Origin of the sequence: Streptococcus parasuis, from assembly GCF_021654455.1 — a bacterium.
In the GTDB taxonomy this organism is placed as follows: domain Bacteria; phylum Bacillota; class Bacilli; order Lactobacillales; family Streptococcaceae; genus Streptococcus; species Streptococcus parasuis.
On the sequence record NZ_AP024276.1, the window covers coordinates 732,703 to 756,682 of the forward strand.

The window sequence follows — 23,980 nt, forward strand, 5'->3', positions numbered from 1 at the left end:
TACTCTCAAGATTTAAGTAACAGTAAAACTTTTAACAGCGATAACAATGCATTAGTGAGGTTTTTGTACTCTCAAGATTTAAGTAACAGTAAAACCTCCTGATTTTTTCAAGCACGCAACTGGCGGTTTTTGTACTCTCAAGATTTAAGTAACAGTAAAACGAGAGCTCAAAGCTTTTATGGATTGGTGTGGTTTTTGTACTCTCAAGATTTAAGTAACAGTAAAACTCATTATACTCTCTCTGCTTGATTTAGTCAGTTTTTGTACTCTCAAGATTTAAGTAACAGTAAAACTATTTTTTTTGCGAATAGAATAAGTGACCAGTTTTTGTACTCTCAAGATTTAAGTAACAGAAAATTAACAAATTTAATGAATTTTTAGATACATTTTAATATACTTATTGTAAGAAAAGAGTGATTAGAGGTAGACTGAATGACCAACATTATCCCATTTATACCGCACGATGACTTGCAAAAAGATATTGACCGGCTACGAGTTGAAATTTCAATGAAATTTCTAGAGCGTGATGATTTAATTTTACAACAATGTCCTGCCATTGAGTCTGCATTCCTTTTACGCTTTGGTGCATTGGAATACAAGATAATTGATGCAGAATATAAGTGGAGACGATTGAGAAGAAAGTTACAAATTCTTATTGCGGCTAGAAATCGTCAAGAAAACATTGATGAAAAGAAAATTGAGGATTTGCTAGACACGGAATTTCAAGCATACAAAGAAAAATTAGAAGAAAAGATTCAGGAAATTAATGCAGCGTTCGATTGGAGTAAACGAGATATTCTTACTGAAAAAGAAGCAAAACTTCTAAAAACAATGTATCGTAAAATTGTAAAATTACTCCATCCAGACTTGAATCTAAACCTAACAGAAGCCCAGAGAGAATTGTTTTTCAGAGCTGTTGAAGCTTACGAAGAAGGAAATCTGGTAAAATTGGAATTTATCTACAACATGATAGACAATCTTGATGAGTCAGTCAATGATGCAACATCACTTTTACAGGAAAAACAACGTCTTGAGGAAGTTTTGCAATCGCTTAAAGAGTCGATAGAAGTAATCAAAAATTCTTTTCCGTACAAATTTAAGTTTTTATTGGCTGATGAAGAAGCCTGTTTAGAAAGAGAGGAGCAGTTGAAGACAGAACTGCGAATTCTTGACGAAGAGATAGAACGTTGTCAGAAGGAGCTTGAGCGGTATGTCTAAAGGGAATGAAAGGAAATTTTATCAAGTCCTAAATTATTTTTCAAAAAGGGAGAACATTCTAGATTGGGGAGATCACCTCTATTCTAATTCTTGTGGATTGCCTATTTTTGAAATAGTGGAAGGAAAAGATTCTCAGGGGATTCCATATATTAAAGTCGAATATTTTTCGGACTTGGATAAAAGTCAACAGCTAGATCAGGACTATTTTAGCGAAGACTTCGAAACGGAGCAAATCTGTTTAGTGGTTGAAGAAAAAGTGATGTCGAAAAAGTGGTGGCTACAAGCTGAAAATTATGTTGGCAATAAAATTTTTGGTTTAATGACTCCGTTAGGAACACTCAAACTAAATCATTTTCAAACAGGTATTCGTCATCCATTTTCTTGTATAGTTCGTGAGGGTTGTGATGGCAATCCTTTGAATAACCTTTCTTGCCACTTTGAGATAGCTTTAGAAACTAAACTATTAAAAATTGGAGACTGGTATGAGATTTACCTCGATGAAGTCCAAAGGATAATGTGTGATTGGGGTGAAACGGAGAAAGTACATTATTTTTTGTGGCATTCTAGCAAATGGGTACAAGGGATGAGTACTATTAAGCCGGAATATATAGCAAAACTGCAGGAATGGTTGCAAATTGAAAAATCACCTAAAAGAGACGGTTTTCGCTTTCGTATTCACACTGAAATTCAGGAAGAAAATCATATCTGGTTGCGGTTTTCATGGTTATTATTGGATGGGGTACCCCGACAAGAAGCGACCACTTTTCTATACAATCAATTAAAATAGGGTGAGGGAACATGAACGAACTAACAAATGTAAGTCAACAATCCATTTTAAAAGTAAAATTAGACGGCCAAAATGAACTAGGTAATCTTAAACCTTTTCAACGTGATATATTTCTATTTGATACCTTGGTGGCTGGTACTTCACATGTTGAAGGAATTGAGGAGTTAGAACCCTATATTCAGGTAGATGATCGCTTAGAATTTTTCAGAGATATTCACAATTCATTTGATAAGAATGCGATTGAAATTCGAAATATGGACGGTATAAAAATTGGTTTTGTACCTCAGAAAGACAATGTCATATTCTCAAGGTTAATGGATGCAGGAAAATTGTTGTTTGGAAAGGTGACTAATAAGGAGCTACAAGGAAATTGGGTCAAAATTTACATTGGCATCTATCTCCAAGACTTATAATTTCCTTGTACATCCGTGGGTATTTTATGATATACTATATGTAATCGTTTTACTTCAAAGGAGACAAAGATGACAAACCTAAAAGAGCAGGTTGGTATTAAGGCGGCGGAATTTGTAACGGATGGTATGGTTGTTGGTCTAGGGACTGGTTCTACAGCTTACTATTTTGTGAAAGAAATTGGCCGTCGGGTTGTGGAGGAGGGGTTACAAATTATTGGTGTAACGACCTCGCATGCTACGGCAGAGCATGCTGCGTCCCTTGGGATTCCACTAAAAAATATTGATGAAGTTGAGTATGTAGACTTAACGGTAGATGGGGCTGATGAAGTAGATGGAGCCTTTAATGGAATCAAAGGTGGCGGTGCGGCCTTATTAATGGAGAAAATTGTTGCGGTTAATAGTAAAGATTGCATCTGGATTGTTGATGAATCCAAAGTAGTTGAAACGCTAGGAGCATTTAAATTGCCAGTAGAAGTGGTTCAATACGGTTCTGAAAATCTATTTCGCTTGTTCGAATCAAAAGGATATCGCCCAAGTTTCCGAATGAGTGATGGTGAAAAACTTGTAACGGATATGAAAAATTATATTATTGACCTCGATTTACATCGGATTGAAGATTCAGTTGCATTGGCGGAAGAATTGGATCGGACAGTCGGAGTTGTTGAACATGGACTCTTTATTGGTTTGATTTCCAAGGTAATCGTTGGTACACCTGACGGTCCTCAAATAGTCAAAAAATAAATAAAGTGAAAACGCTTCTCAATTACTAACAATGAGAGGCGTTTTTATGGTATAATGAAAACACGAACGTTTGAAGTTAAAGAGAATTCATTTCCAATTGTATAGATGTCTTTCGCTATCCATTGCTTGCAAACCCTATGAATGAGTATAGATTTTCTAGAATGGAATCTATGCTCTAGGTGTTCGGGAATGAACCGAGCACGAATAAGGCAGCAGATAATGCATTTATTAAAAGATGTAATTCCAGATATGTTACTGGTACTATGGTTGGAAATTGATTTTCTGTAACTCGTGATTCAAAGAAGGAGACAATTATGCCTAAATTTAAACGTGTTCACTTGGTAGTTATGGACTCTGTCGGAATCGGCGCAGCACCAGACTCAGATAAATTTTTCAATGCGGGTGTAGCAGATACAGAATCTGATACTCTCGGTCACATTTCTGAAAAAGCTGGGCTTGAGGTGCCTAATATGACCAAGATTGGTCTTGGAAATATCCCTCGAGATACAGCGCTTGCGACAGTTCCTGCTGAAAGCCATCCAACTGGTTACGTGACCAAGTTGGAAGAAGTATCGCTCGGCAAGGATACCATGACTGGACACTGGGAAATTATGGGTCTCAATATTACTGAGCCATTTGATACATTCTGGGATGGTTTCCCTGAAGAGATTTTGACAAAAATCGAAGAATTCTCAGGTCGTAAAATCATCCGCGAAGCAAACAAGCCGTATTCAGGTACAGCTGTCATTGATGACTTTGGTCCTCGCCAAATGGAAACAGGGGAGTTGATCGTCTATACCTCCGCAGACCCTGTGCTTCAGATTGCAGCCCATGAAGACATTATTCCACTTGATGAGTTATATCGTATCTGTGAATACGCTCGTTCCATTACCCTTGAACGCCCAGCTCTTCTAGGCCGTATCATCGCCCGTCCATACGTTGGTGAGCCAGGGAATTTCTCACGGACTGCAAACCGTCATGACTATGCAGTGTCACCGTTTGAAGCAACAGTCCTCAACAAACTAGCAGATGCAGGTGTACCAACTTACTCAGTTGGTAAAATCAGTGATATTTTCAATGGCTCAGGTATTACCAACGATATGGGTCATACCAAGTCCAACATGCACGGTGTCGATGTCTTGCTTGAAACTTTGCAATTACCTGAATTCGAGGAAGGATTTACTTTTACAAACCTAGTTGACTTTGATGCTGTCTATGGTCACCGTCGCAACATCGAAGGCTACCGCGATTGTTTGCAAGAGTTTGATGCACGTATTCCAGAGCTTATTGATGCGATGCGTGAAGATGACCTGCTCTTGATTACTGCAGACCACGGAAATGATCCATCTTATGCTGGAACAGACCATACACGTGAATATGTGCCACTCTTGGCATACAGCAAGGCTTTCAAAGGAAATGGAGTCTTGCCAGTCGGTCACTTTGCGGATATTTCAGCCACAGTTGCTGAAAACTTTGGTGTGGAAACAGCCATGATAGGTGAAAGTTTCTTAGGAGCTTTAGTTTAATGGAAAAAGTTGTGATTTATCATAATCCTGCATGTGGAACATCGCGCAACGTCCTTGCTATTATCCGACATGTTGGAATTGAACCTGAAATTGTTCATTATTTGGATACCCCACCGAGTGAGGAAGAATTGCATGATTTATTGTTCAAAATGGGAATAACAGCTAAAGATTTGTTACGAACCAATGTACCACCATATCATGAAATGGGGATTGATTGGGAAAGTGCATCTGAGGATACTATCATTTCGGCAATGGTTGTTGAACCAATTCTTATCAATCGACCAATTGTTGTGAGCTCAAAGGGTGTTAAATTATGTCGTCCTTCAGAGACAGTTTTGGAATTATTGCCACCAATGAAAACACCCTATGTTAAAGAAGATGGTGAAGTAGTTTTGCCTTTATAAATAGTTAGATTCTTAGGGTTTATCAAAGATTATAGAAAGGAAGTTTAATTAGCTAGGCTAATTGAATTTGGACGACAGTCCAGTATCATTGAACTTATGACATTAGTAGAAAAAATTTATGAAACAAAAGCGTTCTTGGAAGAAAAAGGTCTAGTGAAACCTGAATTCGGTTTGATCTTGGGGTCTGGCTTGGGTGAATTAGCTCAAGAAGTTGAAAATGCCATTGTCATCGACTATGCAGAAATTCCTAACTGGGGCAAATCAACGGTTGTTGGTCATGCTGGTAAGTTGGTTTACGGTGATTTGGCAGGACGTAAAGTCTTGGCTCTTCAAGGTCGTTTCCACTTTTATGAAGGAAATCCCATGGAGGTCGTGACCTTCCCTGTTCGTGTTATGAAAGCACTCGGTTGTGAAGGTGTCATTGTGACAAATGCCGCAGGTGGTATCGGCTATGGTCCAGGTACCTTGATGGCCATTACCGATCACATCAACATGACAGGTCAAAACCCATTGATTGGTGCAAACTTGGATGAATTTGGTCCACGTTTCCCCGATATGTCCAATGCCTACACTAAAGAATACCGTGAAAAAGCCCATGCCATTGCGGAAAAATTGGGCATCAAGTTGGACGATGGTGTCTATCTAGGTGTGACAGGTCCTACCTATGAAACACCTGCAGAAATCTTGGCATTCAAGACTATGGGTGCTCATGCTGTTGGTATGTCGACAGTACCAGAAGTTATCGTGGCAGCTCACTCAGGTATGAAAGTCTTGGGAATTTCTGCTATTACAAACTTTGCGGCCGGTTTCCAATCGGAACTCAATCACGAAGAAGTTGTAGAAGTAACCGAGCAAATCAAGGACAACTTCAAAGGCTTGGTCAAAGCTATCTTGGCTGAGTTGTAAATTGGTGAAAGTGAGAGTACAATAATCACTTTTCACACTCTTACTTCAGTACTTTTATCGTTTTCCAATCCAATAAGAAGAATAATTATCAAGAAAGGTAAGGCTCTACATGTCTATCCATATCTCCGCAAAACCAGGTGAAATCGCTGATAAGATTTTACTGCCTGGTGATCCACTTCGTGCTAAATTTATCGCTGAAAACTTCCTTGAAGATGCTGTTTGTTTCAATGAAGTCCGCAATATGTTTGGCTATACAGGTACGTACAAAGGTCATCGTGTTTCTGTGATGGGAACAGGAATGGGTATGCCATCTATTTCTATTTATGCACATGAACTGATTAACGAATATGGCGTAAAAAAATTGATTCGTGTGGGAACAGCCGGTTCTTTAAATAAGGATGTTCATGTCCGTGAATTGGTACTTGCTCAAGGGGCAGCCACTAATTCAAAAATGATGAATATTGACTGGCCAGAATATGATTTGCCACAAATTGCTGATTTTGAATTGTTGGATAAGGCTTATCATATTGCTAAGGAACTTAACTTGACAACCCATGTCGGCAATGTCTTGTCATCAGATAGTTTCTATTCTCCAAAGCTATTCAGTCGGAACTTAGAATTAGGGAAATTGGGTGTGAAAGCTGTAGAAATGGAAGCAGCCGCACTTTACTATTTAGGTGCTAAGTTTGGTGTTCAAACCCTTGCCATTATGACAATTTCTGATAGTTTGGTGAATCCAGAGGAAGACACTACAGCTGAAGAGCGTCAAAACACATTCACTGATATGATGAAGGTTGGGTTGGAAACTCTGATTGCTGATGAATGATAATAAATCTTGATTGCTATAAAACGCAATCGTTTGAAAGGCGAACCAATTTCTATTTGTACGGAACTTGGCTTGTCTTTTTTTGTTGAATAAGGTATAATATAGAAAACGGTTACATTTTTTAACAGAAACATTCGTGAATACTTACATAAATAAGTTTCCAAAAGGAGGAAAAGAATGATCAACTTACAAAACTTTGTCCAGTCTATGTATGCCAAACGTATCGAAGATTGTACAGACCAAGAACTCTATTATGCTTTATTAGCCTTTACTAAACAACAAAGTGAAGCCAAGTATACCAACGATCAGAAGAAAAAAGTTTACTACATTTCAGCTGAATTCTTGATTGGTAAATTATTATCGAACAACCTAATCAATCTTGGACTTTATGATGAAGTGAAAAGTCAGTTGGTTGCAGCTGGCAAAGATTTGATTACCATTGAAGATATGGAACTAGAACCGTCACTTGGCAATGGTGGTTTAGGTCGTTTAGCTGCCTGTTTCTTAGACTCGATTGCAAGTCTTGGTTTAAATGGTGATGGTGTTGGCCTCAACTATCATTTTGGTCTCTTTCGTCAATTATTTGCCTACCATCAACAGACAGCCGTTCCAAATGAATGGATTACTCCGCATTCATGGTTAACAGAATCACCGATTTCTTATCAGGTGCCATTTGCTCACTTCACCCTGACTTCAAAGCTCTATGATATTGATGTACCAGGTTTTAAAATGGAACGGAAAAACCGTCTGCGCTTGTTTGACCTAGGCTCAGTAGATGACAATATCATTTATGATGGTATAGAATTTGATAAAGAGGACATTTTCCGCAATTTGACGCTCTTCTTATATCCAGATGATTCGACAGATGAAGGAAAAGTCCTTCGGATTTTCCAACAATATTTCATGGTGTCCAATGCTGCGCAATTATTGATTGATGAAGCGATTGCCAAAGGTTCTAATCTGCATGATTTGCCTGATTACGCTGTCGTTCAAATCAATGATACCCATCCTTCATTGGTCATTCCTGAATTGATTCGTTTGTTAGAACTTCGTGGTATTTCATTTGATGAAGCGGTTGAAATCGTGAAAAAGATGACGGCCTATACCAACCATACCATTTTGTCAGAGGCTTTGGAAAAATGGCCACTTGATTTCTTAAACCGTGTTGTGCCTCATCTGGTACCATTTATCGAAGAATTGGACCGTCGTGCGAAAGCTGTCAAGAACGATCCAGCGGTGAACATTATTGATGAACAAGGACGTGTTCATATGGCTCACATGGATATTCATTATGGCTATTCCATCAATGGAGTGGCGGCCCTTCACACAGAAATCCTGAAAACTTCAGAATTGAAGGCTTTTTACGAGCTTTATCCAGAGAAATTCAACAACAAAACAAATGGGATTACCTTCCGACGTTGGCTGATGCATGCGAACCCAAGTCTGGCAAGCTACTTTGATGGCTTAATCGGACATGGCTATCACCATGATGCGAGTGAATTGGAAAAACTTTTGGATTTCAAGGGAAACAAGGAACTTAAAGACTGGTTAGAAGAAACCAAACAACATAATAAACGCAAATTGCAACGTCATATTGCGAAAACTCAAGGTGTACAGGTTAACCCTGAATCCATTTTTGATGTGCAAATCAAGCGCATGCATGAGTACAAGCGGCAACAAATGAACGTATTATATGTCATTTACAAATATCTGGATATCAAAGCTGGAAATATCCCAACTCGACCATTAACCGTATTCTTCGGAGGAAAAGCAGCGCCAGCCTATACAACTGCCCAAGATATTATTCACTTAATATTAGTACTGTCACAAGTTATTCAAAATGACCCTGATGTTGCCCCACATTTGCAAGTGGTGATGATTGAAAATTATAATGTAACCGAGGCGAGTTATATTATCCCAGCAGCAGATATTTCCGAACAGATTTCTCTTGCATCTAAGGAAGCATCTGGTACTGGCAATATGAAATTCATGTTGAATGGTGCGTTGACAATTGGTACGGATGATGGTGCCAATGTAGAAATCCATGAATTGGTTGGTGATGAAAACATCTACATTTTTGGTCAAGACAGTCAAACTGTAATTGATCATTATGCAAATGGAACCTACCACCCATACGCTTACTACGAACGCAATACAATCCGTCCATTGATTGATTTCATTACTAGTGATGTCGTACGTCATGCGGGTGGTATCGATGAACGTCTATGGTGCTTACAAGATAATTTGAAACACAATGACCACTTTATGACCCTCTTAGACTTGGAAGATTACATTTTAACCAAGGAACGCATGTTGACAGATTATGAAGACCGTAATAGCTGGCTTGAAAAAGTGATTGTCAACATTGCCAAATCTGGATTCTTCTCATCAGATCGTACGATTCAACAGTATAATGAAGATATCTGGCATTTGGAAGCTAAATAGCATAAAAGTAGACAGATAATCTAAAAAATCTCACTCTGAACAACATTAGAATAAAAAAATAGCTTAGAATCAACGTTGCTGATGACGTCATTTTAAGCTATTTTTTATGTTAAAGGTAAGCGCCCCATAACAAGGTACCTATCCAATCATTCACTCCTCCAGTATACTGTAATAAAAAAACTGGAGGATTTTTTTATGTCACAACCCATTGTCCCATTGACTGTTCCCAAATCACGACGCTTTAAAAAGAAAAGTAGAAATGAGATTCTGATGAAAATTCGTCTCGAAAAAGTAGAACTCACTTTCTTTCACTCTATCAACCAAGAGGTATTGGAAACAATCTTGGATAAGGTACTGTTCTATGACAATCCGGCTCAGTGATTTAGGTCAAGTCTATTTGGTTTGCGGGAAAACAGATATGCGTCAAGGGATTGATTCTCTCGCCTACCTTGTCAAAAGTCAATTCAATCTGGATCCCTTTTCAGGTCAGGTCTATCTCTTCTGCGGAGGTCGAAAAGACCGGTTCAAAGCTCTTTACTGGGATGGACAGGGATTTTGGTTATTGTATAAACGTTTTGAAAATGGGAAATTGACCTGGCCAAACAATGAAGAGGAGGTTAAAGCCCTCACTTCCGAACAGGTGGACTGGCTCATGAAAGGTTTTTCTATCAGTCCAAAAATAAATGTTTCAAAAAGTCGTGATTTCTATTGAAATCATGGCTTTTCTTTGTGTATAATAAGACAAAAAGAAGGAGATTGGTTATGTCATCACTAGAAAAAATTATTGAAACACAGTCAAAAACGATAGAGATGATGGCTAATGAACTCACTCTCCTTCGTGAACAGGTTGAGTATCTGAGACAGAAACTCTACGGAAAATCATCAGAGAAGGTTGTGTATCAACCCGGTCAGCTGAGCTTGTTTGGGGAGGAAAGTCTCCCTGAAGAAGAAGCTGACTTACCCAGTTGAAACAGAAACGATTACCTATAAACGCAAGAAAGCTAAGGGAGTTCGTCAGGCTATTTTTAGTCAGTTCACTCCAGAGATTGTTCATCACGAACTGCAGGGTGAAGACTGCACTTGTCCAGACTGTCATGGACAGTTGAAAGAGATTGGTTCTACTGTTCAACGACAAGAGTTGGTCTTTATTCCCGCACAATTAAAGCGGATTGACCATGTTCAACACGCATACAAGTGTCAGGCATGTAGTCAGAAGAATCTAAGCGATAAGATTATCAAGGCTCCCGTTCCTAAGGCACCTTTGGCACACAGCTTGGGTTCGGCTTCTATTATCGCCCATACTATTCATCAGAAGTTCAATCTTAAGGTGCCCAATTACCGTCAGGAAGAGGACTGGCATAAGCTTGGTCTGCCAATCAGTCGGAAGGAAATAGCCAACTGGCACATCAAGTCTAGTCAGTATTATTTCGAACCAATTTATGACCTGTTGCACGAGAAATTGTTGGAGCAGCCTATTCTTCATGCGGATGAGACCTCCTACAAGGTCTTAGAAAATGATAGTGAGTTAACCTTCTACTGGACCTTCTTGTCTGGTAAGCATGAGAAAAAGGGTATCACCCTCTATCATCACGACAAACGACGGAGTGGCTTAGTTGTGGAGAAATTTCTTGGGGACTATGCGGGCTACGTTCATTGTGACATGTGGAGTGCTTATCGTCAATTAGACAAGGCTCAGCTGGTTGGCTGTTGGGCTCACGTCAGACGAAAGTTTTTTGAGGCGACTCCTAAGAAGACCGACAAGACTTCATTAGGAGCCAAGGGATTAGCCTATTGCGACCGCCTATTTGCCTTAGAGAATGACTGGGCTGACTTGTCTAGCGAGGAGCGACTGCATAAACGCCAGACAGAGTTGGCTCCCTTGATGGACGAATTCTTTGACTGGTGTCGTGAGCAATCTGTTTTGCCAGGCTCCAAATTGGGCACTGCAATAGAGTATAGCCTCAACTACGAAACCACTTTCCGAACCGTTCTCTCGGACGGTGACTTAGTCTTGTCTAACAATATGGCTGAGAGGGCAATGAAGACCTTAGTGATTGGCAGAAAAAATTGGTTATTCTCTCAGAGCTTTGAGGGAGCCAAATCGACAGCTGTCATTCTGAGTCTTTTGGAAACTGCTAAACGACATGGCCTTGATGCAGAAAAATATATGACCTATCTTCTAGAACACTTACCTAACGAGGAGACGCTCGCAAAAAAAGAGGTGCTAGAGGCTTATTTGCCATGGAAGGAAAAAATTAAAAGAGCATGTAAATAGAAAAAGGTTCCAGAGTCGACAGGACTTTGGAGCCTTTTTCAATATACTTTGTTATTGGGCGCTTACTGTTAAAGACTAGTTATCCAGATTTATTTTTTTGAATTTTATAGTCGAATGAATTAACTTTCAGACAAGGAGCTGAGACGCAGGCTGTACTAGAGTACGGCAAGGCGAAAGCGACGATGTATCAAAGCTAATTCAAATGACTATATTTTTGAAGAATTGACCAATTACTGATTGTCCAAGGAAATTTCCAAGGACAAAACCGATTGTATTGAGCAGGATATCACCAAGATCAAAGAAACCTAATGAGAAAGTGTACTGGCAGACTTCAATTATCAGAATTACACCAATAAAAAGAGTTAATTTTTTCCAAGAAAAGGGAACGAGCAATCCTAGAGGTAAAAATAATAAGAGGTTAAAGACTAAGATAGCTGGGTTGAGAAAGAGGTCTTGTGTGAAGGTGGAAAAGAGATTCCAGTTGAAACCTTTGACGCCAATACTTTTGAAAAATAGGAGATAAATGAGGAGAAGTAAATAGCTAGAATAGAAAAAGTAGAGAATTGGTCTAGAAATTTTTGGTCTATAAATTAATCGAAATATGTTAAAGCAAAATGCAGTCATTAACAGGATTGCCGCAAGTGTCGGAATGACATCATAGGTCATAAATATAGTCGAAAACTGGAAAAAAAGAAAAGTCATAAAAATCCAGCGGCAGACTAAAAATGACAGGATGAGATTGATGCTATCGTATATTCTTTCTTTGTTCATTAAAAGTCTCCTTTCATCTTTATTATACGAATATTTTAGAGTGAAGTAAAGTGTGGCTCCAAAAAAAGTTTTCATTGACAATGTGCTATAATAGATTTTATGAATAAACGACCGACATCAGCCTACATTCACATTCCATTTTGTACTCAAATTTGTTACTATTGTGACTTTTCCAAGGTATTTATCAAAAACCAACCTGTCGATGAGTATTTGTCCGCCCTCATGGAAGAGGTCAAGTTTTACGACCTCCCAGCCCTTCGGACCCTATATATTGGTGGTGGAACACCTTCGGCTTTATCAGCAGATCAATTAGACTATCTCTTGACCAATCTTGAGAATTTGTTGGATTTATCTCAACTGGAGGAATTTACTATTGAGGCTAACCCTGGTGACCTGACAGCAGACAAAATTGAAGTTCTAGAAAAATCTAAGTGTAACCGCGTATCATTGGGGGTTCAAACCTTTGATGACCGTATGTTAAAAAAAATTGGTCGTAGTCATAATCAAGCCCAAATTTATGAAACCATTACTTCACTAAAAGCAGCTGGTTTTCATAATATTTCCATAGATCTTATCTATGCGTTACCTGGTCAGACAATGGAGCAAGTCAAAGACAATGTTGCAAAGGCCTTAGAATTGGATATTCCCCATATGAGTCTCTATAGCTTGATTTTGGAAAATCATACGGTCTTTATGAATCGCCAACGCCGTGGAAATCTTCATCTGCCCAATGAGGACGTAGAATCTGATATGTTTGATTACATCCTTCGGGAGTTAGAAAAAAATGGTTTTGAGCACTATGAGATTTCTAATTTTACCAAACCAGGATTTGAAAGTCGTCATAATCTCATGTACTGGGATAATGCGGAGTATTATGGATTAGGGGCAGGGGCTTCAGGCTATTTGGATGGCATGCGTTATCGTAACCGAGGCCCGATTCAGCACTATCTCAAATCAATTCGTGAGAAAGGCCATTCACGTTTACATGAGGAATTCCTCAGTAAAACGGAGCAGATGGAAGAAGAGATGTTTTTAGGCCTGAGAAAGAAAACGGGTGTCTCGATTGAACGATTTGAAGAAAAATTTGGTATCTCATTTGAAGAACGATATGGTCAGGTTGTTAGAGACTTAATAAATGAAGGTCTCTTACAGGAGGAGAACCATTGGCTTAGAATGACGAAAAAAGGATTATTTCTTGGAGATACAGTAGCTGAACGGTTTATTATTGAAGAGTTGTAGAGGGGTGAGCTAAATGGGATTAAAATACCAAGAAAATCTAACTATTCCATTTGATATGTGTGATGTGCAACATGAAATTAAATTACCAGCTTTTATTTCATATTGTTTGGGAGTGTCAGGACGTCAATCAGAGTCAGTTGGAAGAAGTGATGTATTTATTTTTGAAGAATTTGGATTAATCTGGGTAGTGACTGATTATGAGCTGAACATTCATCGCTTACCAACTTATAATGAGACCATCACCATTGTGACAGAAGCGATTGCCTATAATAAATTTTTCTGCCATCGGATGTTCTATATTTATGATGAAAATGGCAATCTTTTACTCGATATTCTCTGCTATTTTGTGTTGATTGATTTTGAAACTCGAAAGGTAGCTCCAGTTCCAGAAGTATTGATTGAGCCATTTCAATCTGAACAGGTCAAAAAATTACCACGGGCACCCAAATACCATGAGCTGGATGCACCATTTGTTCAGGAGTTTTCGGTTCGTTATTTTGATTTGGATATGAATGGTCATGTCAACAATAGTAAGTACTTAGAATGGATGTGTGAATCGCTAGGATACGATTTTCTACTCTGCCATGTTCCTAAAAAAATTCAATTAAAATACATCAAGGAAGTAGCTCCTACAAGTCAAGTGAGTTCTCGATTGGTTACAACAGCATTACATAGCCAACATGAAATCGTTGTAGAGGGGCATATTCATGCACAAGCTACAATTGAATGGAGGAAAAGAGATGACGCAAGATAAGTGGTTGGACTGGGCTGTGCGTCTACAAGCCATCGCTCAAACAGGTTTAGCCTATGGGAAAGATGTTTATGATATTGAACTTTTTGAAGAAGTGCGGCAAATTGCGGCAGAAATGTTAGTGGAGACTTCAGGGCAACCTTTGGAAGTAGTGAAAGAGCTATTTTGTAATGAATCTGGCTATCAGACACCGAAACTTGATACTCGCGCAGCCATTTTTCAGGATAACAAAATTTTGTTGGTTCAGGAAAATGATGGACTTTGGTCTTTGCCTGGTGGTTGGTGTGACGTAGATCAATCGGTTAAGGATAATGTGATTAAAGAAGTAAAAGAAGAAGCGGGACTCGAGGTTGAAGCAAAACGGGTTGTGGCGATTTTGGACAAACATAAGAATAATCCAGCCAAGTCTGCACACCGTGTAACAAAGGTATTTATTCTTTGCAAGGTTATTGGTGGGGAATTTCAACCAAATTTGGAAACAATCGGCTCAGCTTATTTTGAACTTAACGACTTGCCACAGCTATCTTTAGGGAAAAATACACCAGAACAAATAGCCCTTTGTTTTGAAGCTTGTCATGCCAAACATTGGGAAACACGATTTGATTAAGGAGGAAAAATGACGTACCAAGGATACTTGATTGATTTAGATGGGACAATTTATGAAGGGAAAAAGCGCATACCAGCTGGGGAACGATTTGTACATCGATTGCAAGAACGACAAATTCCCTATTTATTCGTGACCAATAATACCACCCGCAGACCTGAAACGGTGCAGGCCATGCTGGCTGAGCAATTCAATATTGTGACGCCACTTGAAACCATATACACTGCAAGTCTTGCTACCATCGATTATATGAATGATTTGGGTAAAGACAAGACCGTTTATGTAATCGGTGAAGATGGGCTAAAATCAGCTATTTATGAAGCAGGTTACGTTGAGGATACAAATAATCCTGCCTATGTCGTTGTTGGGCTAGACACTGATTTGACTTATGAAAAACTCACGATTGCTACATTAGCGATCCAAAAAGGAGCAACCTTTATTGGCACCAATCCAGATTTGAATATTCCAACTGAGCGTGGGCATTTACCGGGAGCAGGTTCATTATTGGCGCTATTAGAAGCTGCAACTCGAATCAAACCAGCCATCATTGGAAAACCAAAATCCATCATTATGGATAAGGCCTTGGAGATACTGGGAACTGAAAAGAGTCAGACAATCATGGTTGGTGATAATTACTTGACAGATATTCGGGCAGGTATTGATAATGGCTTTTCAACCCTTTTGGTACTTACTGGTTTTACAAAGCCAGAAGAAGTAGCTCATTTACCAATTGCGCCAACCCATGTGTTGAATAGTTTAGATGAATGGAGCTTTGATGAAAACTAAACTACAAGTATTTGGAACGGTTTTATTTGTGCTGTCGGGTGCAATCCTTGCTACCATTTATTTGGCATGGCTAGTGTTCCCTATTGAAATTTCTTATCTAGGGCTGGAAAAAATCGTCTATTTGAAATCGGCAGATATCTCATATAATTTCAATATTTTGATGAACTATTTAACCAATCCATTTCAGACAGTTTTAGACATGCCTAACTTTTCTTCCTCAGTTGATGGTCTCAAACATTTCGCTGATGTGAAAAAACTATTTCATTTAGCGCAAGGTGTGTTTGTTCTAAGTTTTCCCGCTTTTTTCTTGTTCATCAAACAGATTCTTTTAAAAGGCCATGGCTGGTTGGTTCAAAAAACCTTCTTGTGGATGATGCTTGCACCGGTTGTCATCGGCTTAATGGGGCTTCTTATGGGATTTGACCAATTCTTTGTTCTGTTTCATACGGTCCTTTTTCCTGGTGATTCTACTTGGTTATTTGACCCGGCCAAGGATCCTGTCATTTATATTTTACCTGAGGAATTTTTCTTGCATTGCTTTATATTATTTTTTGTTCTTTACGAAGTGTTCTTTGGGGCAATGCTTGCGTGGTCTCGAAAAAGCAATCGATGGGCAAGTTGACCTAGGACAGATTTTTATGATTTAAAATCAAAAAAGATTGACAAACGGATGCATTCATAGTACAATGATAAAGACTTTGAAATTGAGGGGAGTGAAAAAAATGTCAAAAACAGTAGTACGCAAGAACGAATCACTTGATGATGCTCTTCGTCGTTTCAAACGTGCGGTTACTAAAGCTGGTACTCTTCAAGAAACACGTAAACGTGAATTCTACGAAAAACCATCTGTAAAACGTAAACGTAAATCAGAAGCAGCTCGCAAGCGTAAAAAATTCTAATTGAATTTAAAACAGCTTTAGGGCTGTTTTTTATTTACATTTTACCTTACCTAACTTATAATAGATATGTAGAATTGAATCAAGTCATATTGTTCATGAAAAAAGGAGTTTTGCATGAGTATTTTAGTAACGGGTGGTGCTGGGTATATTGGTAGCCATACAGTTGTTGAATTGTTAAAATTGGGTAAAGAAGTAGTCATTGTTGACAATCTTTCTAATTCAAGTATTTTGGTTTTGGATCGTATCGAGGAGATTACTGGAAAGAGACCGACTTTTTATGAATTGGATGTAGCTGATAAGGCAGCTCTCCGTTCGGTTTTTGAAAAAGAATCGATTGAAGCAGCCATCCATTTTGCAGGATACAAGGCAGTTGGTGAGTCTGTAGAAAAACCAGTAATGTATTATGAAAATAATATCATGTCAACGCTTGCTCTGGTAGAGGTGATGGCTGAATTTGGAATTAAGAAAATTGTCTTTTCTTCCAGTGCTACTGTATATGGTTTGAACAATCCATCTCCATTGGTGGAAAATATGCCAACAAGTGCGACTAACCCTTATGGCTATACAAAGGTGATGTTGGAACAGATTTTGCGCGACCTCGAAGTTTCTGATAAAGAATGGAGTGTTGCTCTTCTTCGTTATTTCAACCCAATTGGTGCTCATGAATCAGGTTTGATTGGTGAAGATCCTGCTGGTATCCCAAATAACCTTATGCCATTTATTGCACAAGTAGCTGTTGGTAAACGGGCAGAGTTGAGTGTATTTGGGAATGACTATGATACTGTTGATGGTACAGGTGTTCGTGACTACATTCACGTAGTTGACTTAGCACTTGGGCACATTAAAGCCCTTGAAAAGATTTCGGATACGACAGGTGTATATACTTATAATTTAGGTTCAGGACAAGGAACAAGTGTATTAGAACTCGTACAAGCTTTTGAAAAGGTAAATGGAGTTCCGGTACCTTACAAAATTGTTGATCGTCGTCCTGGGGATGTAGCAACTTGTTATGCAAATGCTGACAAGGCGCTTACTGAACTCAATTGGAAAACCGAAAAAACAATTGAAGATATGTGTCGAGACACATGGAATTGGCAATCTAAAAATCCAAATGGTTACAAGGGTTAATGGTGATTTTAAAAATACATAAAGGTGTGGGTGTCGTGCTCACATCTTCTTTTTGGTGTTACAAAAAAAGACAGGTGATTCACCTGTCTCTCCAATCAAGAATTATTTTTTCAATAAATCACGGATTTCAGTAAGCAATTCTTCCTGAGTTGGTCCAGCAGGAGCTGGTTCTTCAACTTTTTTAGGCATTGCTTTCTCAGCTGCTTTAACAACGAAGAACATTGAAGTACCAATGATAAGGAAGTTAATAACAGCGCTCAAGAAACTACCGTACTTTACACCGTTCCATGCAAGGTCAGCAATATTTTGTACACTTGCTGCTTTCAGAGCGGGATTCAAAATCAATGGAGTGATGATGTCATCCACAAAAGAAGTGATAATAGCGCCAAACGCACCACCAATTACAACCGCTACAGCAAGGTCAACAATGTTTCCACGGAACAAAAATGCTTTTAAATCTTTTAACATATCCTAAATATGTCCTTTCATAAATATTTTCCTTTTCTATTATAACCGCTTTTCTTTTTTTTACAAGTATAACGACTTGAAAGTTTTACTTTTCAAGAAATTTATTATACAATATAGAATGTTAAAATGTGCAGATTCCCTGAATTTTATGGAGGTAACCGATGTTAGCAAAAGAAAAAATAAATGAGCTTAAGCAATCGGTTAACATTGTAGATATTATTGGTGAGTCGGTTGCGCTTACCAAAGCGGGACGTAATTATTTAGGTTTATGTCCTTTTCATGGGGAAAAAACACCTTCTTTTAACGTAGTTGAAGATAAGCAGTTTTATCATTGTTTCGGTTGTGGTAAATCAGGAGATGTTTTCAAATTTATTGAGGAGTTTCGTGGCGTTTCATTTGCTGATGCCGTGGCAATTATTGCTGAAAAAGCTGGTTTTCAAACTGAATTCATTCCCACTAATCAGCAGGCGGAATCAAGACAGCATCCCCATCAGGTTCTTTTCGATATACACAAGGATGCTGCAAAATTTTATCATGCCTTCTTAATGACGACGAAGATGGGTGAAGAGGCAAGGAGATACTTGCATCAACGTGGTTTGACTGATGAAGTGATTCAAACTTTTCAAATCGGTCTCTCACCACCTGAGCAAAATATCCTTTATCAAAAATTATCAGCAGAGTACAATGAGGAAAACTTACTACAGTCGGGCTTATTTAACCCAAGTGAAGGCGCAATGATTTACGATGCGTTTCAAGGGCGTATTATTTTTCCTTTGAGTGATGAATATGGTAGAGTTATTGCATTCTCGGGTCGTATTTGGACGAAAAAAGACCAAGAAAATAAGCAACTAGCCAAGTATAAAAACTCTCGCAGCACGCCGATTTTTAATAAGAGCTATGAGCTGTATCATTTGGATCAGGCTAAGGCTACTATCAAAAAGCAACGGGAAGTGTATTTGATGGAAGGTTTCTTGGATGTCATTGCGGCGCATCGCGCTGGTATTGAAAATGCCGTTGCCTCCATGGGAACAGCATTGACACAAGAACATGTTGGTCACCTTTCTAAATTTTGTAAAAAAGTTGTCCTTACATACGATGGAGATAAAGCTGGCCAGGCTGCAACTATGAAAGCACTGGACGAATTGCAAAATTTTCAGATAGATATAGTCAAGCTTCCTGATAATATGGACCCGGATGAATTTTTACAGAAGAATTCTCCAGAGGCACTGCAACAGATATTGGAAAAATCAAGGATGAGTGATGTTGAGTTTTTAATTCAGTACCTCAAACCTGAAAATCCTGATAACTTGCAAATGCAAATTGAATTTGTTGATAAGATTGCACCGATTATTGCAAAAACACCATCCATTACTGCTCAAAATTCTTATATATACAAAGTGGCAGAGTTATTGTCTGATTTTGACTACACACAAGTTGAGTTAGCGGTCAACAATGCACGACTGCAACAACGGCAGGCAAGAGTTGGTAGTGGAAATGAGCAAGTTGTTCCAAGAAAGCTGCTTCCTGAACAACCTTTCCTTCGTATTACAAGTCTTATTCGGACAGAGAACCATTTATTATATAGGATGGTTGAACACGCTTATATTTTAAATGAATTTCGATTACGAGATGATTTTTATTTTGTTACACCAGAACTTCAAGTTATTTATGAAACACTGAGTGAACAGGGCGAAATTACAAGTTATGAATTGTCTCAAATGGATGCCTCGGTTCAACAAGCCTGGTATCGGATGCTGGAAGAACGTTTGCCAGAAGAAGTTGCTCAGGGTGAAATAGAAGAATTGGAGAATAAGCGAGATAAGGAGCTTTTAAAAAAAGAAAATCAATTAATTTCACGAAATATTCGTGAACACTCCCATATGGGAAATAGTGATGTTGCACTTAATGAGTTGCAACAGTTGCTGGATAAAAGAAAACTAATGGAGTAAGCATGACAAATAATAAAGATAAAAAAACTGAAGTAACAACCTTTGACGTCCAAGTTGCAGAATTTATTCGCAACCATAAGAAGCAAGGGTCTGCTACCGACGATGAGATCAATGACCAATTAGTCATTCCCTTTACATTGGATGCGGATGGTATTGACGATTTGCTTCAGCGTATTCAAGATGCCGGAATTTCGATTGTTGATAAAGAAGGTAATCCATCGGCACGGGCATTACAAGTTGAAGAAGAACCTGAATTATCTGATGAAGAATTGCTTGGAAGTAATTCGGCAAAAGTAAATGATCCTGTTCGGATGTATTTGAAAGAGATTGGTGTTGTTCCACTTTTGACCAACGAAGAGGAACAGGAATTAGCCTTGGCAGTAGAAGCTGGTGATCCAGAAGCAAAACAACGTCTGGCAGAAGCTAACTTACGTTTAGTTGTTTCTATTGCGAAGCGATATGTTGGTCGTGGTATGCAGTTTCTTGATTTGATCCAAGAAGGAAATATGGGCTTGATGAAAGCCGTTGACAAATTTGATTACTCAAAAGGATTCAAATTTTCAACATATGCGACATGGTGGATCCGTCAGGCCATTACTCGTGCTATCGCAGATCAGGCTCGTACTATTCGTATTCCAGTACATATGGTGGAAACAATCAACAAATTGGTCCGTGAACAACGTAATCTTCTCCAAGAATTAGGTCAGGATCCGACTCCAGAACAAATTGCAGAACGTATGGACATGACACCTGAAAAAGTTCGTGAAATTCTCAAGATTGCACAAGAACCAGTTTCCCTTGAAACACCTATCGGTGAAGAGGATGATAGTCATCTTGGAGATTTTATTGAAGATGAAGTGATTGAAAATCCTGTTGACTACACCACACGTGTCGTACTACGTGAACAACTAGATGAGGTATTGGATACTCTTACAGATCGTGAAGAAAACGTATTACGTCTTCGTTTTGGTTTAGATGATGGTAAAATGCGCACGTTGGAAGATGTTGGTAAGGTCTTTAACGTAACCCGTGAACGTATCCGCCAAATTGAAGCCAAAGCCCTCCGCAAACTCCGCCACCCATCCCGAAGTAAACCACTCAGAGACTTTATTGAGGATTGATTTTGTCTGGGAGACAAAATCAACCGCTCGCTGAAAATTAGAAACGAGCGTACTCAACGCCTGCCCAGAAATATGAAAGCAGGCTAACCTTTGGTGTTTTAACCCGATCCTAGAAATAGGAAAGCGTGGAATAAGCCTACGGATAGGCTTTCTCAACGTCCGCCTAGAAACACGAAAGCGGACAAGGTTCGGGGAACCTTTTTAACCGCTCCCCTTGAAATTAGAAAGGGAGCGTAACCTCCAGTGGACTAATTTGACACAAACTTCGTTTATTTCATCTCAAACTTCAGTCCTATTCCCAGCTAACTATTTGATATAAAGAATGAATAACTTATTTTCCTATTATAGCCAAGTTTTGGGAAGATAATGAGCAAATAAAATTTCATTGCATTTTTAACATTAGAAAGAGAGTGATTGAAAAATGGCGTATACAGAAGATCAAATTAAAGATATCCAGGAGCGTATTTTTCAAGCTCTTGAAGATGTGATTGACCCTGAACTAGGGATAGATATTATCAATCTAGGGCTAATCTATGAAATTCGTTTTATTGATGGCAAAGCTGAAATTGATATGACTTTGACCACAATGGGCTGTCCCTTAGCTGATTTGATCACAGATCAAATACATGATGTTTTAAAAGATGTCCCAGAAGTGACTGAAGTGGATGTGAGACTGGTCTGGTCACCGGCTTGGACTGTTCAAAAAATGAGTCGTTATGCTCGTATTGCATTAGGAATTAAGTAGTATAGATATGTGATGGTTTCGAACGTTCGAAACCATTTTTTAAAGAATGTTTGTTGTTTTTGAATAAAATATTACAAATTCTACTTGTCAAAGGGCAGTTTCCGTGTTACAATAAACAGGCCTAGGAAAAGTAGCGATACCTATTCTAGCAAATATCAGACCTATATGGGACAGAAAATTGTCATAACCAAAGCCTACGGACAGGCGGGTCGAATGCCGAAGCGTGGCGCAAGCCACATTATTGATTGAGTTAAAAGCTCAAATTTTATAAGTTGATTTTAGGGTTTACCCTAATTCTTACATCAAATTTTAGTGTGGTGAAAGCACACGTCATCTTGTGAAACGGTCAATAAAGTACGTATATATTTGCACTGGAGAGTAGGAAACGGTAGGCACATAAACTCAAGAGAAGAATAAAAAACGTCAATAACGATTGTAGAGCAGGATTTTACCCTGCTCTTTTTACTTGTTTAAAAAGGGCAAAGATAAGATGTTGTACTATAAGTAAAAGCAAAGGAGTTTTTCTACATGAAAAATCAATACCAGGCCCCAATTTATGAGGGATTGGTCAAATTAAGACGCAAACGGATAGTTCCTTTTGATGTTCCGGGTCATAAACGGGGACGCGGAAATCCAGAGCTTGTTGAGCTTCTAGGTGAAAAGTGTGTTGGCATTGATGTCAATTCCATGAAACCCTTAGATAATTTAGGACATCCTGTTTCGATCATTCGTGAAGCAGAAGAATTGGCAGCAGAAGCATTTGGAGCCAGTCATGCTTTTCTTATGGTTGGAGGAACTACGTCTTCAGTCCAGACCATGATTTTAGCAACATGTAAGGCAGGGGATAAAATTATCCTTCCTCGAAATGTTCATAAATCAGCCTTGAATGCCTTGGTTTTATGTGGGGCTATTCCTGTTTATGTTGATATGACCGTTCAGCCAAGGATTGGAATTGCTCTTGGACTGGAGAACGATTCATTTGCACGGGCGATTGTTGAGCATCCAGATGCAGTCGCAGTTTTGATAAATAATCCAACTTATTATGGTATTTGTTCGGATGTAAAAACTCTCACTGAGATGGCCCATAAAGCTGGCATGAAAGTTCTAGTAGATGAGGCTCATGGGGCTCACTTGCATTTTTCTGATCAACTTCCATTATCCGCTATGGATGCTGGTGCCGATATGGCTGCTGTTTCCATGCATAAATCAGGTGGTAGTTTGACACAGAGTTCCCTTTTGTTGGTAGGTTCTGAAATGAATGTTGAATATGTTCGTCAAATTATCAACTTAACTCAGTCTACCTCAGCATCTTACTTACTCTTGTCTAGCTTAGATATTTCAAGGAGAAATCTAGCACTCCGTGGGAAAGAGTCTTTTGAAAAAGTCATAGAAATGGCTGAATATGCCCGTAGAGAAATCAATGCAATTGGTGGTTATTATGCCTATTCGAAAGAATTGATTGATGGACAGTCAGTGTATGATTTTGATGTGACGAAACTTTCTATTTACACACAAGGCATTGGCTTAACTGGTATCGAAGTCTACGATCTTCTACGAGATGAATATGATATTCAGATTGAATTTGGTGATATTGGAAATATCTTGGCATATATTTCTATTGGTGACCGTCTGCAAGATATTGAGCGGTTGGTGGGTGCTTTAGCGGATATTAAGCGCTTGTATTCACGTGATGGTTCTGATTTAATTTCAGGGGAATACATCCAGCCTCAATTGGTCTTATCCCCTCAGCAAGCATTTTATGCAGAACGTGAAAGTCTCTCGCTACAAGATGCTGTTGGACAGGTATGTGGGGAATTTGTTATGTGCTACCCGCCTGGCATTCCGCTTTTGGCACCAGGTGAACGAGTGACCCAAGAAATTGTAGACTATATTATTTTTGCCAAGGAACGTGGCTGTTCTGTTCAAGGAACAGAAGATCCGGATGTTAATTTTATCAATGTTATTAAGGAGAAATAGG

Annotated in this window: 26 protein-coding genes and 1 CRISPR repeat array (1 of these 27 cut by a window edge); of the genes, 24 read left to right on the forward strand and 2 right to left on the reverse strand. The window is 38.8% G+C overall.

All coding sequences use genetic code 11. The features are described 5' to 3' along the window. A CRISPR array of direct repeats spans nt 1–359; the repeat unit is 36 nt; unit sequence GTTTTTGTACTCTCAAGATTTAAGTAACAGTAAAAC; it begins 1,062 nt to the left of the window's first position. A 73-nt stretch (nt 360–432) separates the two neighbouring features. The 13 genes from L6410_RS03675 to L6410_RS03735 all read left to right on the forward strand — a co-directional run bounded on the left by L6410_RS03675 (nt 433) and on the right by L6410_RS03735 (nt 11,541). Beyond that, entirely contained in the window at nt 433–1,218 is a 786-nt protein-coding gene (locus tag L6410_RS03675) for a hypothetical protein (protein WP_237396146.1), read from the forward strand. Then, the gene (locus tag L6410_RS03680) at nt 1,211–2,005 is read left to right on the forward strand and encodes a hypothetical protein (protein WP_237396147.1); all 795 of its coding nucleotides are present in this window, start codon (nt 1,211–1,213) and stop codon (nt 2,003–2,005) included. The genes L6410_RS03675 and L6410_RS03680 overlap by 8 nt, the downstream gene beginning before the upstream one ends. A gap of 11 nt (nt 2,006–2,016) precedes the next feature. Further along, a complete protein-coding gene (locus L6410_RS03685) occupies nt 2,017–2,418 on the forward strand; it encodes an HIRAN domain-containing protein (protein WP_237396149.1) in 402 nt (133 codons plus the stop codon). 69 nt (nt 2,419–2,487) lie between these two features. Further along, entirely contained in the window at nt 2,488–3,159 is a 672-nt protein-coding gene (gene rpiA / locus L6410_RS03690) for a ribose-5-phosphate isomerase RpiA (RefSeq protein WP_172130116.1), read from the forward strand. 314 nt (nt 3,160–3,473) lie between these two features. Further along, on the forward strand, nt 3,474–4,685 hold the full coding sequence (locus L6410_RS03695) for a phosphopentomutase (protein WP_237396158.1): 1,212 nt from the start codon (nt 3,474–3,476) through the stop codon (nt 4,683–4,685). Continuing rightward, complete coding sequence (gene arsC, locus L6410_RS03700) at nt 4,685–5,089, forward strand: arsenate reductase (glutaredoxin) (protein WP_237396166.1); 405 nt, start codon at nt 4,685–4,687, stop codon at nt 5,087–5,089. Before L6410_RS03695 ends, arsC begins: the two co-directional genes overlap by 1 nt. A 96-nt stretch (nt 5,090–5,185) precedes the next feature. After that, a complete protein-coding gene (locus tag L6410_RS03705) occupies nt 5,186–5,995 on the forward strand; it encodes a purine-nucleoside phosphorylase (RefSeq protein ID WP_237396169.1) in 810 nt (269 codons plus the stop codon). A gap of 109 nt (nt 5,996–6,104) precedes the next feature. After that, nucleotides 6,105–6,821, forward strand: a complete 717-nt coding sequence (deoD, locus tag L6410_RS03710; RefSeq protein ID WP_024392431.1) for a purine-nucleoside phosphorylase — start codon at nt 6,105–6,107, stop codon at nt 6,819–6,821. 177 nt (nt 6,822–6,998) lie between these two features. Beyond that, on the forward strand, nt 6,999–9,266 hold the full coding sequence (glgP, locus tag L6410_RS03715; protein ID WP_237396171.1) for a glycogen/starch/alpha-glucan family phosphorylase: 2,268 nt from the start codon (nt 6,999–7,001) through the stop codon (nt 9,264–9,266). Between the two features lie 195 nt (nt 9,267–9,461). Beyond that, nucleotides 9,462–9,647 carry a hypothetical protein gene (locus L6410_RS03720; protein ID WP_024404060.1) on the forward strand — a complete coding sequence of 62 codons (186 nt, stop codon included), beginning with the start codon at nt 9,462–9,464 and terminating at the stop codon, nt 9,645–9,647. After that, nucleotides 9,628–9,978: an IS66 family insertion sequence element accessory protein TnpB gene (tnpB, locus tag L6410_RS03725; protein ID WP_024407179.1), complete on the forward strand. Its 351-nt coding sequence runs from the start codon at nt 9,628–9,630 to the stop codon at nt 9,976–9,978. Before L6410_RS03720 ends, tnpB begins: the two co-directional genes overlap by 20 nt. Nucleotides 9,979–10,028: 50 nt before the next feature. Then, nucleotides 10,029–10,235 (forward strand): IS66 family transposase, encoded by a 207-nt coding sequence (locus L6410_RS03730; RefSeq protein ID WP_105126552.1) that lies wholly within the window; start codon nt 10,029–10,031, stop codon nt 10,233–10,235. Continuing rightward, on the forward strand, nt 10,189–11,541 hold the full coding sequence (locus L6410_RS03735) for an IS66-like element short variant transposase (RefSeq protein ID WP_172006064.1): 1,353 nt from the start codon (nt 10,189–10,191) through the stop codon (nt 11,539–11,541). The genes L6410_RS03730 and L6410_RS03735 overlap by 47 nt, the downstream gene beginning before the upstream one ends. A 198-nt stretch (nt 11,542–11,739) precedes the next feature. Here L6410_RS03735 and L6410_RS03740 read toward each other — a convergent pair whose 3' ends face one another. Then, nucleotides 11,740–12,312, reverse strand: coding sequence for a VanZ family protein (locus tag L6410_RS03740; RefSeq protein WP_172090109.1), 573 nt, complete (start codon nt 12,310–12,312; stop codon nt 11,740–11,742). Between the two features lie 99 nt (nt 12,313–12,411). Here L6410_RS03740 and hemW point away from each other — a divergent pair, with 99 nt between their 5' ends. The 7 genes from hemW (at nt 12,412) to galE (ending at nt 17,719) form a co-directional block, all read left to right on the forward strand. Beyond that, nucleotides 12,412–13,551, forward strand: coding sequence for a radical SAM family heme chaperone HemW (hemW, locus tag L6410_RS03745; protein ID WP_237396173.1), 1,140 nt, complete (start codon nt 12,412–12,414; stop codon nt 13,549–13,551). Between the two features lie 13 nt (nt 13,552–13,564). Beyond that, nucleotides 13,565–14,305 carry an acyl-ACP thioesterase domain-containing protein gene (locus L6410_RS03750; protein WP_172036639.1) on the forward strand — a complete coding sequence of 247 codons (741 nt, stop codon included), beginning with the start codon at nt 13,565–13,567 and terminating at the stop codon, nt 14,303–14,305. Next, nucleotides 14,292–14,909 (forward strand): NUDIX hydrolase N-terminal domain-containing protein, encoded by a 618-nt coding sequence (locus L6410_RS03755; protein WP_237396180.1) that lies wholly within the window; start codon nt 14,292–14,294, stop codon nt 14,907–14,909. Before L6410_RS03750 ends, L6410_RS03755 begins: the two co-directional genes overlap by 14 nt. A 9-nt stretch (nt 14,910–14,918) precedes the next feature. Beyond that, the gene (locus tag L6410_RS03760) at nt 14,919–15,692 is read left to right on the forward strand and encodes a TIGR01457 family HAD-type hydrolase (RefSeq protein WP_024392437.1); all 774 of its coding nucleotides are present in this window, start codon (nt 14,919–14,921) and stop codon (nt 15,690–15,692) included. Next, nucleotides 15,682–16,314, forward strand: a complete 633-nt coding sequence (locus L6410_RS03765; RefSeq protein WP_237396182.1) for a TIGR01906 family membrane protein — start codon at nt 15,682–15,684, stop codon at nt 16,312–16,314. Before L6410_RS03760 ends, L6410_RS03765 begins: the two co-directional genes overlap by 11 nt. A gap of 100 nt (nt 16,315–16,414) precedes the next feature. Beyond that, the gene (rpsU, locus tag L6410_RS03770) at nt 16,415–16,591 is read left to right on the forward strand and encodes a 30S ribosomal protein S21 (RefSeq protein ID WP_000048054.1); all 177 of its coding nucleotides are present in this window, start codon (nt 16,415–16,417) and stop codon (nt 16,589–16,591) included. A gap of 114 nt (nt 16,592–16,705) precedes the next feature. Continuing rightward, nucleotides 16,706–17,719, forward strand: a complete 1,014-nt coding sequence (gene galE / locus L6410_RS03775) for a UDP-glucose 4-epimerase GalE (RefSeq protein WP_024392439.1) — start codon at nt 16,706–16,708, stop codon at nt 17,717–17,719. Between the two features lie 102 nt (nt 17,720–17,821). On the opposite strand, the gene mscL is transcribed toward galE, so the two are convergent. Next, nucleotides 17,822–18,187 carry a large conductance mechanosensitive channel protein MscL gene (mscL, locus tag L6410_RS03780; RefSeq protein WP_024392440.1) on the reverse strand — a complete coding sequence of 122 codons (366 nt, stop codon included), beginning with the start codon at nt 18,185–18,187 and terminating at the stop codon, nt 17,822–17,824. 161 nt (nt 18,188–18,348) lie between these two features. Here mscL and dnaG point away from each other — a divergent pair, with 161 nt between their 5' ends. From dnaG to L6410_RS03800, 4 genes are all read left to right on the forward strand, one after another. Beyond that, the gene (gene dnaG, locus L6410_RS03785; protein ID WP_024392441.1) at nt 18,349–20,136 is read left to right on the forward strand and encodes a DNA primase; all 1,788 of its coding nucleotides are present in this window, start codon (nt 18,349–18,351) and stop codon (nt 20,134–20,136) included. Nucleotides 20,137–20,138: 2 nt separating this feature from the next. Beyond that, on the forward strand, nt 20,139–21,257 hold the full coding sequence (gene rpoD / locus L6410_RS03790) for an RNA polymerase sigma factor RpoD (RefSeq protein ID WP_024392442.1): 1,119 nt from the start codon (nt 20,139–20,141) through the stop codon (nt 21,255–21,257). Nucleotides 21,258–21,678: 421 nt separating this feature from the next. Continuing rightward, on the forward strand, nt 21,679–22,002 hold the full coding sequence (locus L6410_RS03795; protein WP_024392443.1) for a metal-sulfur cluster assembly factor: 324 nt from the start codon (nt 21,679–21,681) through the stop codon (nt 22,000–22,002). Nucleotides 22,003–22,530: 528 nt separating this feature from the next. Continuing rightward, nucleotides 22,531–23,979 (forward strand): aminotransferase class I/II-fold pyridoxal phosphate-dependent enzyme, encoded by a 1,449-nt coding sequence (locus L6410_RS03800; protein ID WP_172075632.1) that lies wholly within the window; start codon nt 22,531–22,533, stop codon nt 23,977–23,979. Nucleotide 23,980: the final 1 nt, after the last annotated feature.

What these genes read in the sequence shown, in the direction of transcription:
- L6410_RS03675 (WP_237396146.1), top strand. Translation starts at nt 433, where the DNA reads ATGACCAACATTATCCCATTTATACCGCACGATGACTTGCAAAAAGAT.
- L6410_RS03680 (WP_237396147.1), top strand. Translation starts at nt 1,211, where the DNA reads ATGTCTAAAGGGAATGAAAGGAAATTTTATCAAGTCCTAAATTATTTT.
- L6410_RS03685 (WP_237396149.1), top strand. Translation starts at nt 2,017, where the DNA reads ATGAACGAACTAACAAATGTAAGTCAACAATCCATTTTAAAAGTAAAA.
- rpiA (WP_172130116.1), top strand. Translation starts at nt 2,488, where the DNA reads ATGACAAACCTAAAAGAGCAGGTTGGTATTAAGGCGGCGGAATTTGTA.
- L6410_RS03695 (WP_237396158.1), top strand. Translation starts at nt 3,474, where the DNA reads ATGCCTAAATTTAAACGTGTTCACTTGGTAGTTATGGACTCTGTCGGA.
- arsC (WP_237396166.1), top strand. Translation starts at nt 4,685, where the DNA reads ATGGAAAAAGTTGTGATTTATCATAATCCTGCATGTGGAACATCGCGC.
- L6410_RS03705 (WP_237396169.1), top strand. Translation starts at nt 5,186, where the DNA reads ATGACATTAGTAGAAAAAATTTATGAAACAAAAGCGTTCTTGGAAGAA.
- deoD (WP_024392431.1), top strand. Translation starts at nt 6,105, where the DNA reads ATGTCTATCCATATCTCCGCAAAACCAGGTGAAATCGCTGATAAGATT.
- glgP (WP_237396171.1), top strand. Translation starts at nt 6,999, where the DNA reads ATGATCAACTTACAAAACTTTGTCCAGTCTATGTATGCCAAACGTATC.
- L6410_RS03720 (WP_024404060.1), top strand. Translation starts at nt 9,462, where the DNA reads ATGTCACAACCCATTGTCCCATTGACTGTTCCCAAATCACGACGCTTT.
- tnpB (WP_024407179.1), top strand. Translation starts at nt 9,628, where the DNA reads ATGACAATCCGGCTCAGTGATTTAGGTCAAGTCTATTTGGTTTGCGGG.
- L6410_RS03730 (WP_105126552.1), top strand. Translation starts at nt 10,029, where the DNA reads ATGTCATCACTAGAAAAAATTATTGAAACACAGTCAAAAACGATAGAG.
- L6410_RS03740 (WP_172090109.1), bottom strand. Translation starts at nt 12,312, where the DNA reads ATGAACAAAGAAAGAATATACGATAGCATCAATCTCATCCTGTCATTT.
- hemW (WP_237396173.1), top strand. Translation starts at nt 12,412, where the DNA reads ATGAATAAACGACCGACATCAGCCTACATTCACATTCCATTTTGTACT.
- L6410_RS03750 (WP_172036639.1), top strand. Translation starts at nt 13,565, where the DNA reads ATGGGATTAAAATACCAAGAAAATCTAACTATTCCATTTGATATGTGT.
- L6410_RS03755 (WP_237396180.1), top strand. Translation starts at nt 14,292, where the DNA reads ATGACGCAAGATAAGTGGTTGGACTGGGCTGTGCGTCTACAAGCCATC.
- L6410_RS03760 (WP_024392437.1), top strand. Translation starts at nt 14,919, where the DNA reads ATGACGTACCAAGGATACTTGATTGATTTAGATGGGACAATTTATGAA.
- L6410_RS03765 (WP_237396182.1), top strand. Translation starts at nt 15,682, where the DNA reads ATGAAAACTAAACTACAAGTATTTGGAACGGTTTTATTTGTGCTGTCG.
- rpsU (WP_000048054.1), top strand. Translation starts at nt 16,415, where the DNA reads ATGTCAAAAACAGTAGTACGCAAGAACGAATCACTTGATGATGCTCTT.
- galE (WP_024392439.1), top strand. Translation starts at nt 16,706, where the DNA reads ATGAGTATTTTAGTAACGGGTGGTGCTGGGTATATTGGTAGCCATACA.
- mscL (WP_024392440.1), bottom strand. Translation starts at nt 18,187, where the DNA reads ATGTTAAAAGATTTAAAAGCATTTTTGTTCCGTGGAAACATTGTTGAC.
- dnaG (WP_024392441.1), top strand. Translation starts at nt 18,349, where the DNA reads ATGTTAGCAAAAGAAAAAATAAATGAGCTTAAGCAATCGGTTAACATT.
- rpoD (WP_024392442.1), top strand. Translation starts at nt 20,139, where the DNA reads ATGACAAATAATAAAGATAAAAAAACTGAAGTAACAACCTTTGACGTC.
- L6410_RS03795 (WP_024392443.1), top strand. Translation starts at nt 21,679, where the DNA reads ATGGCGTATACAGAAGATCAAATTAAAGATATCCAGGAGCGTATTTTT.
- L6410_RS03800 (WP_172075632.1), top strand. Translation starts at nt 22,531, where the DNA reads ATGAAAAATCAATACCAGGCCCCAATTTATGAGGGATTGGTCAAATTA.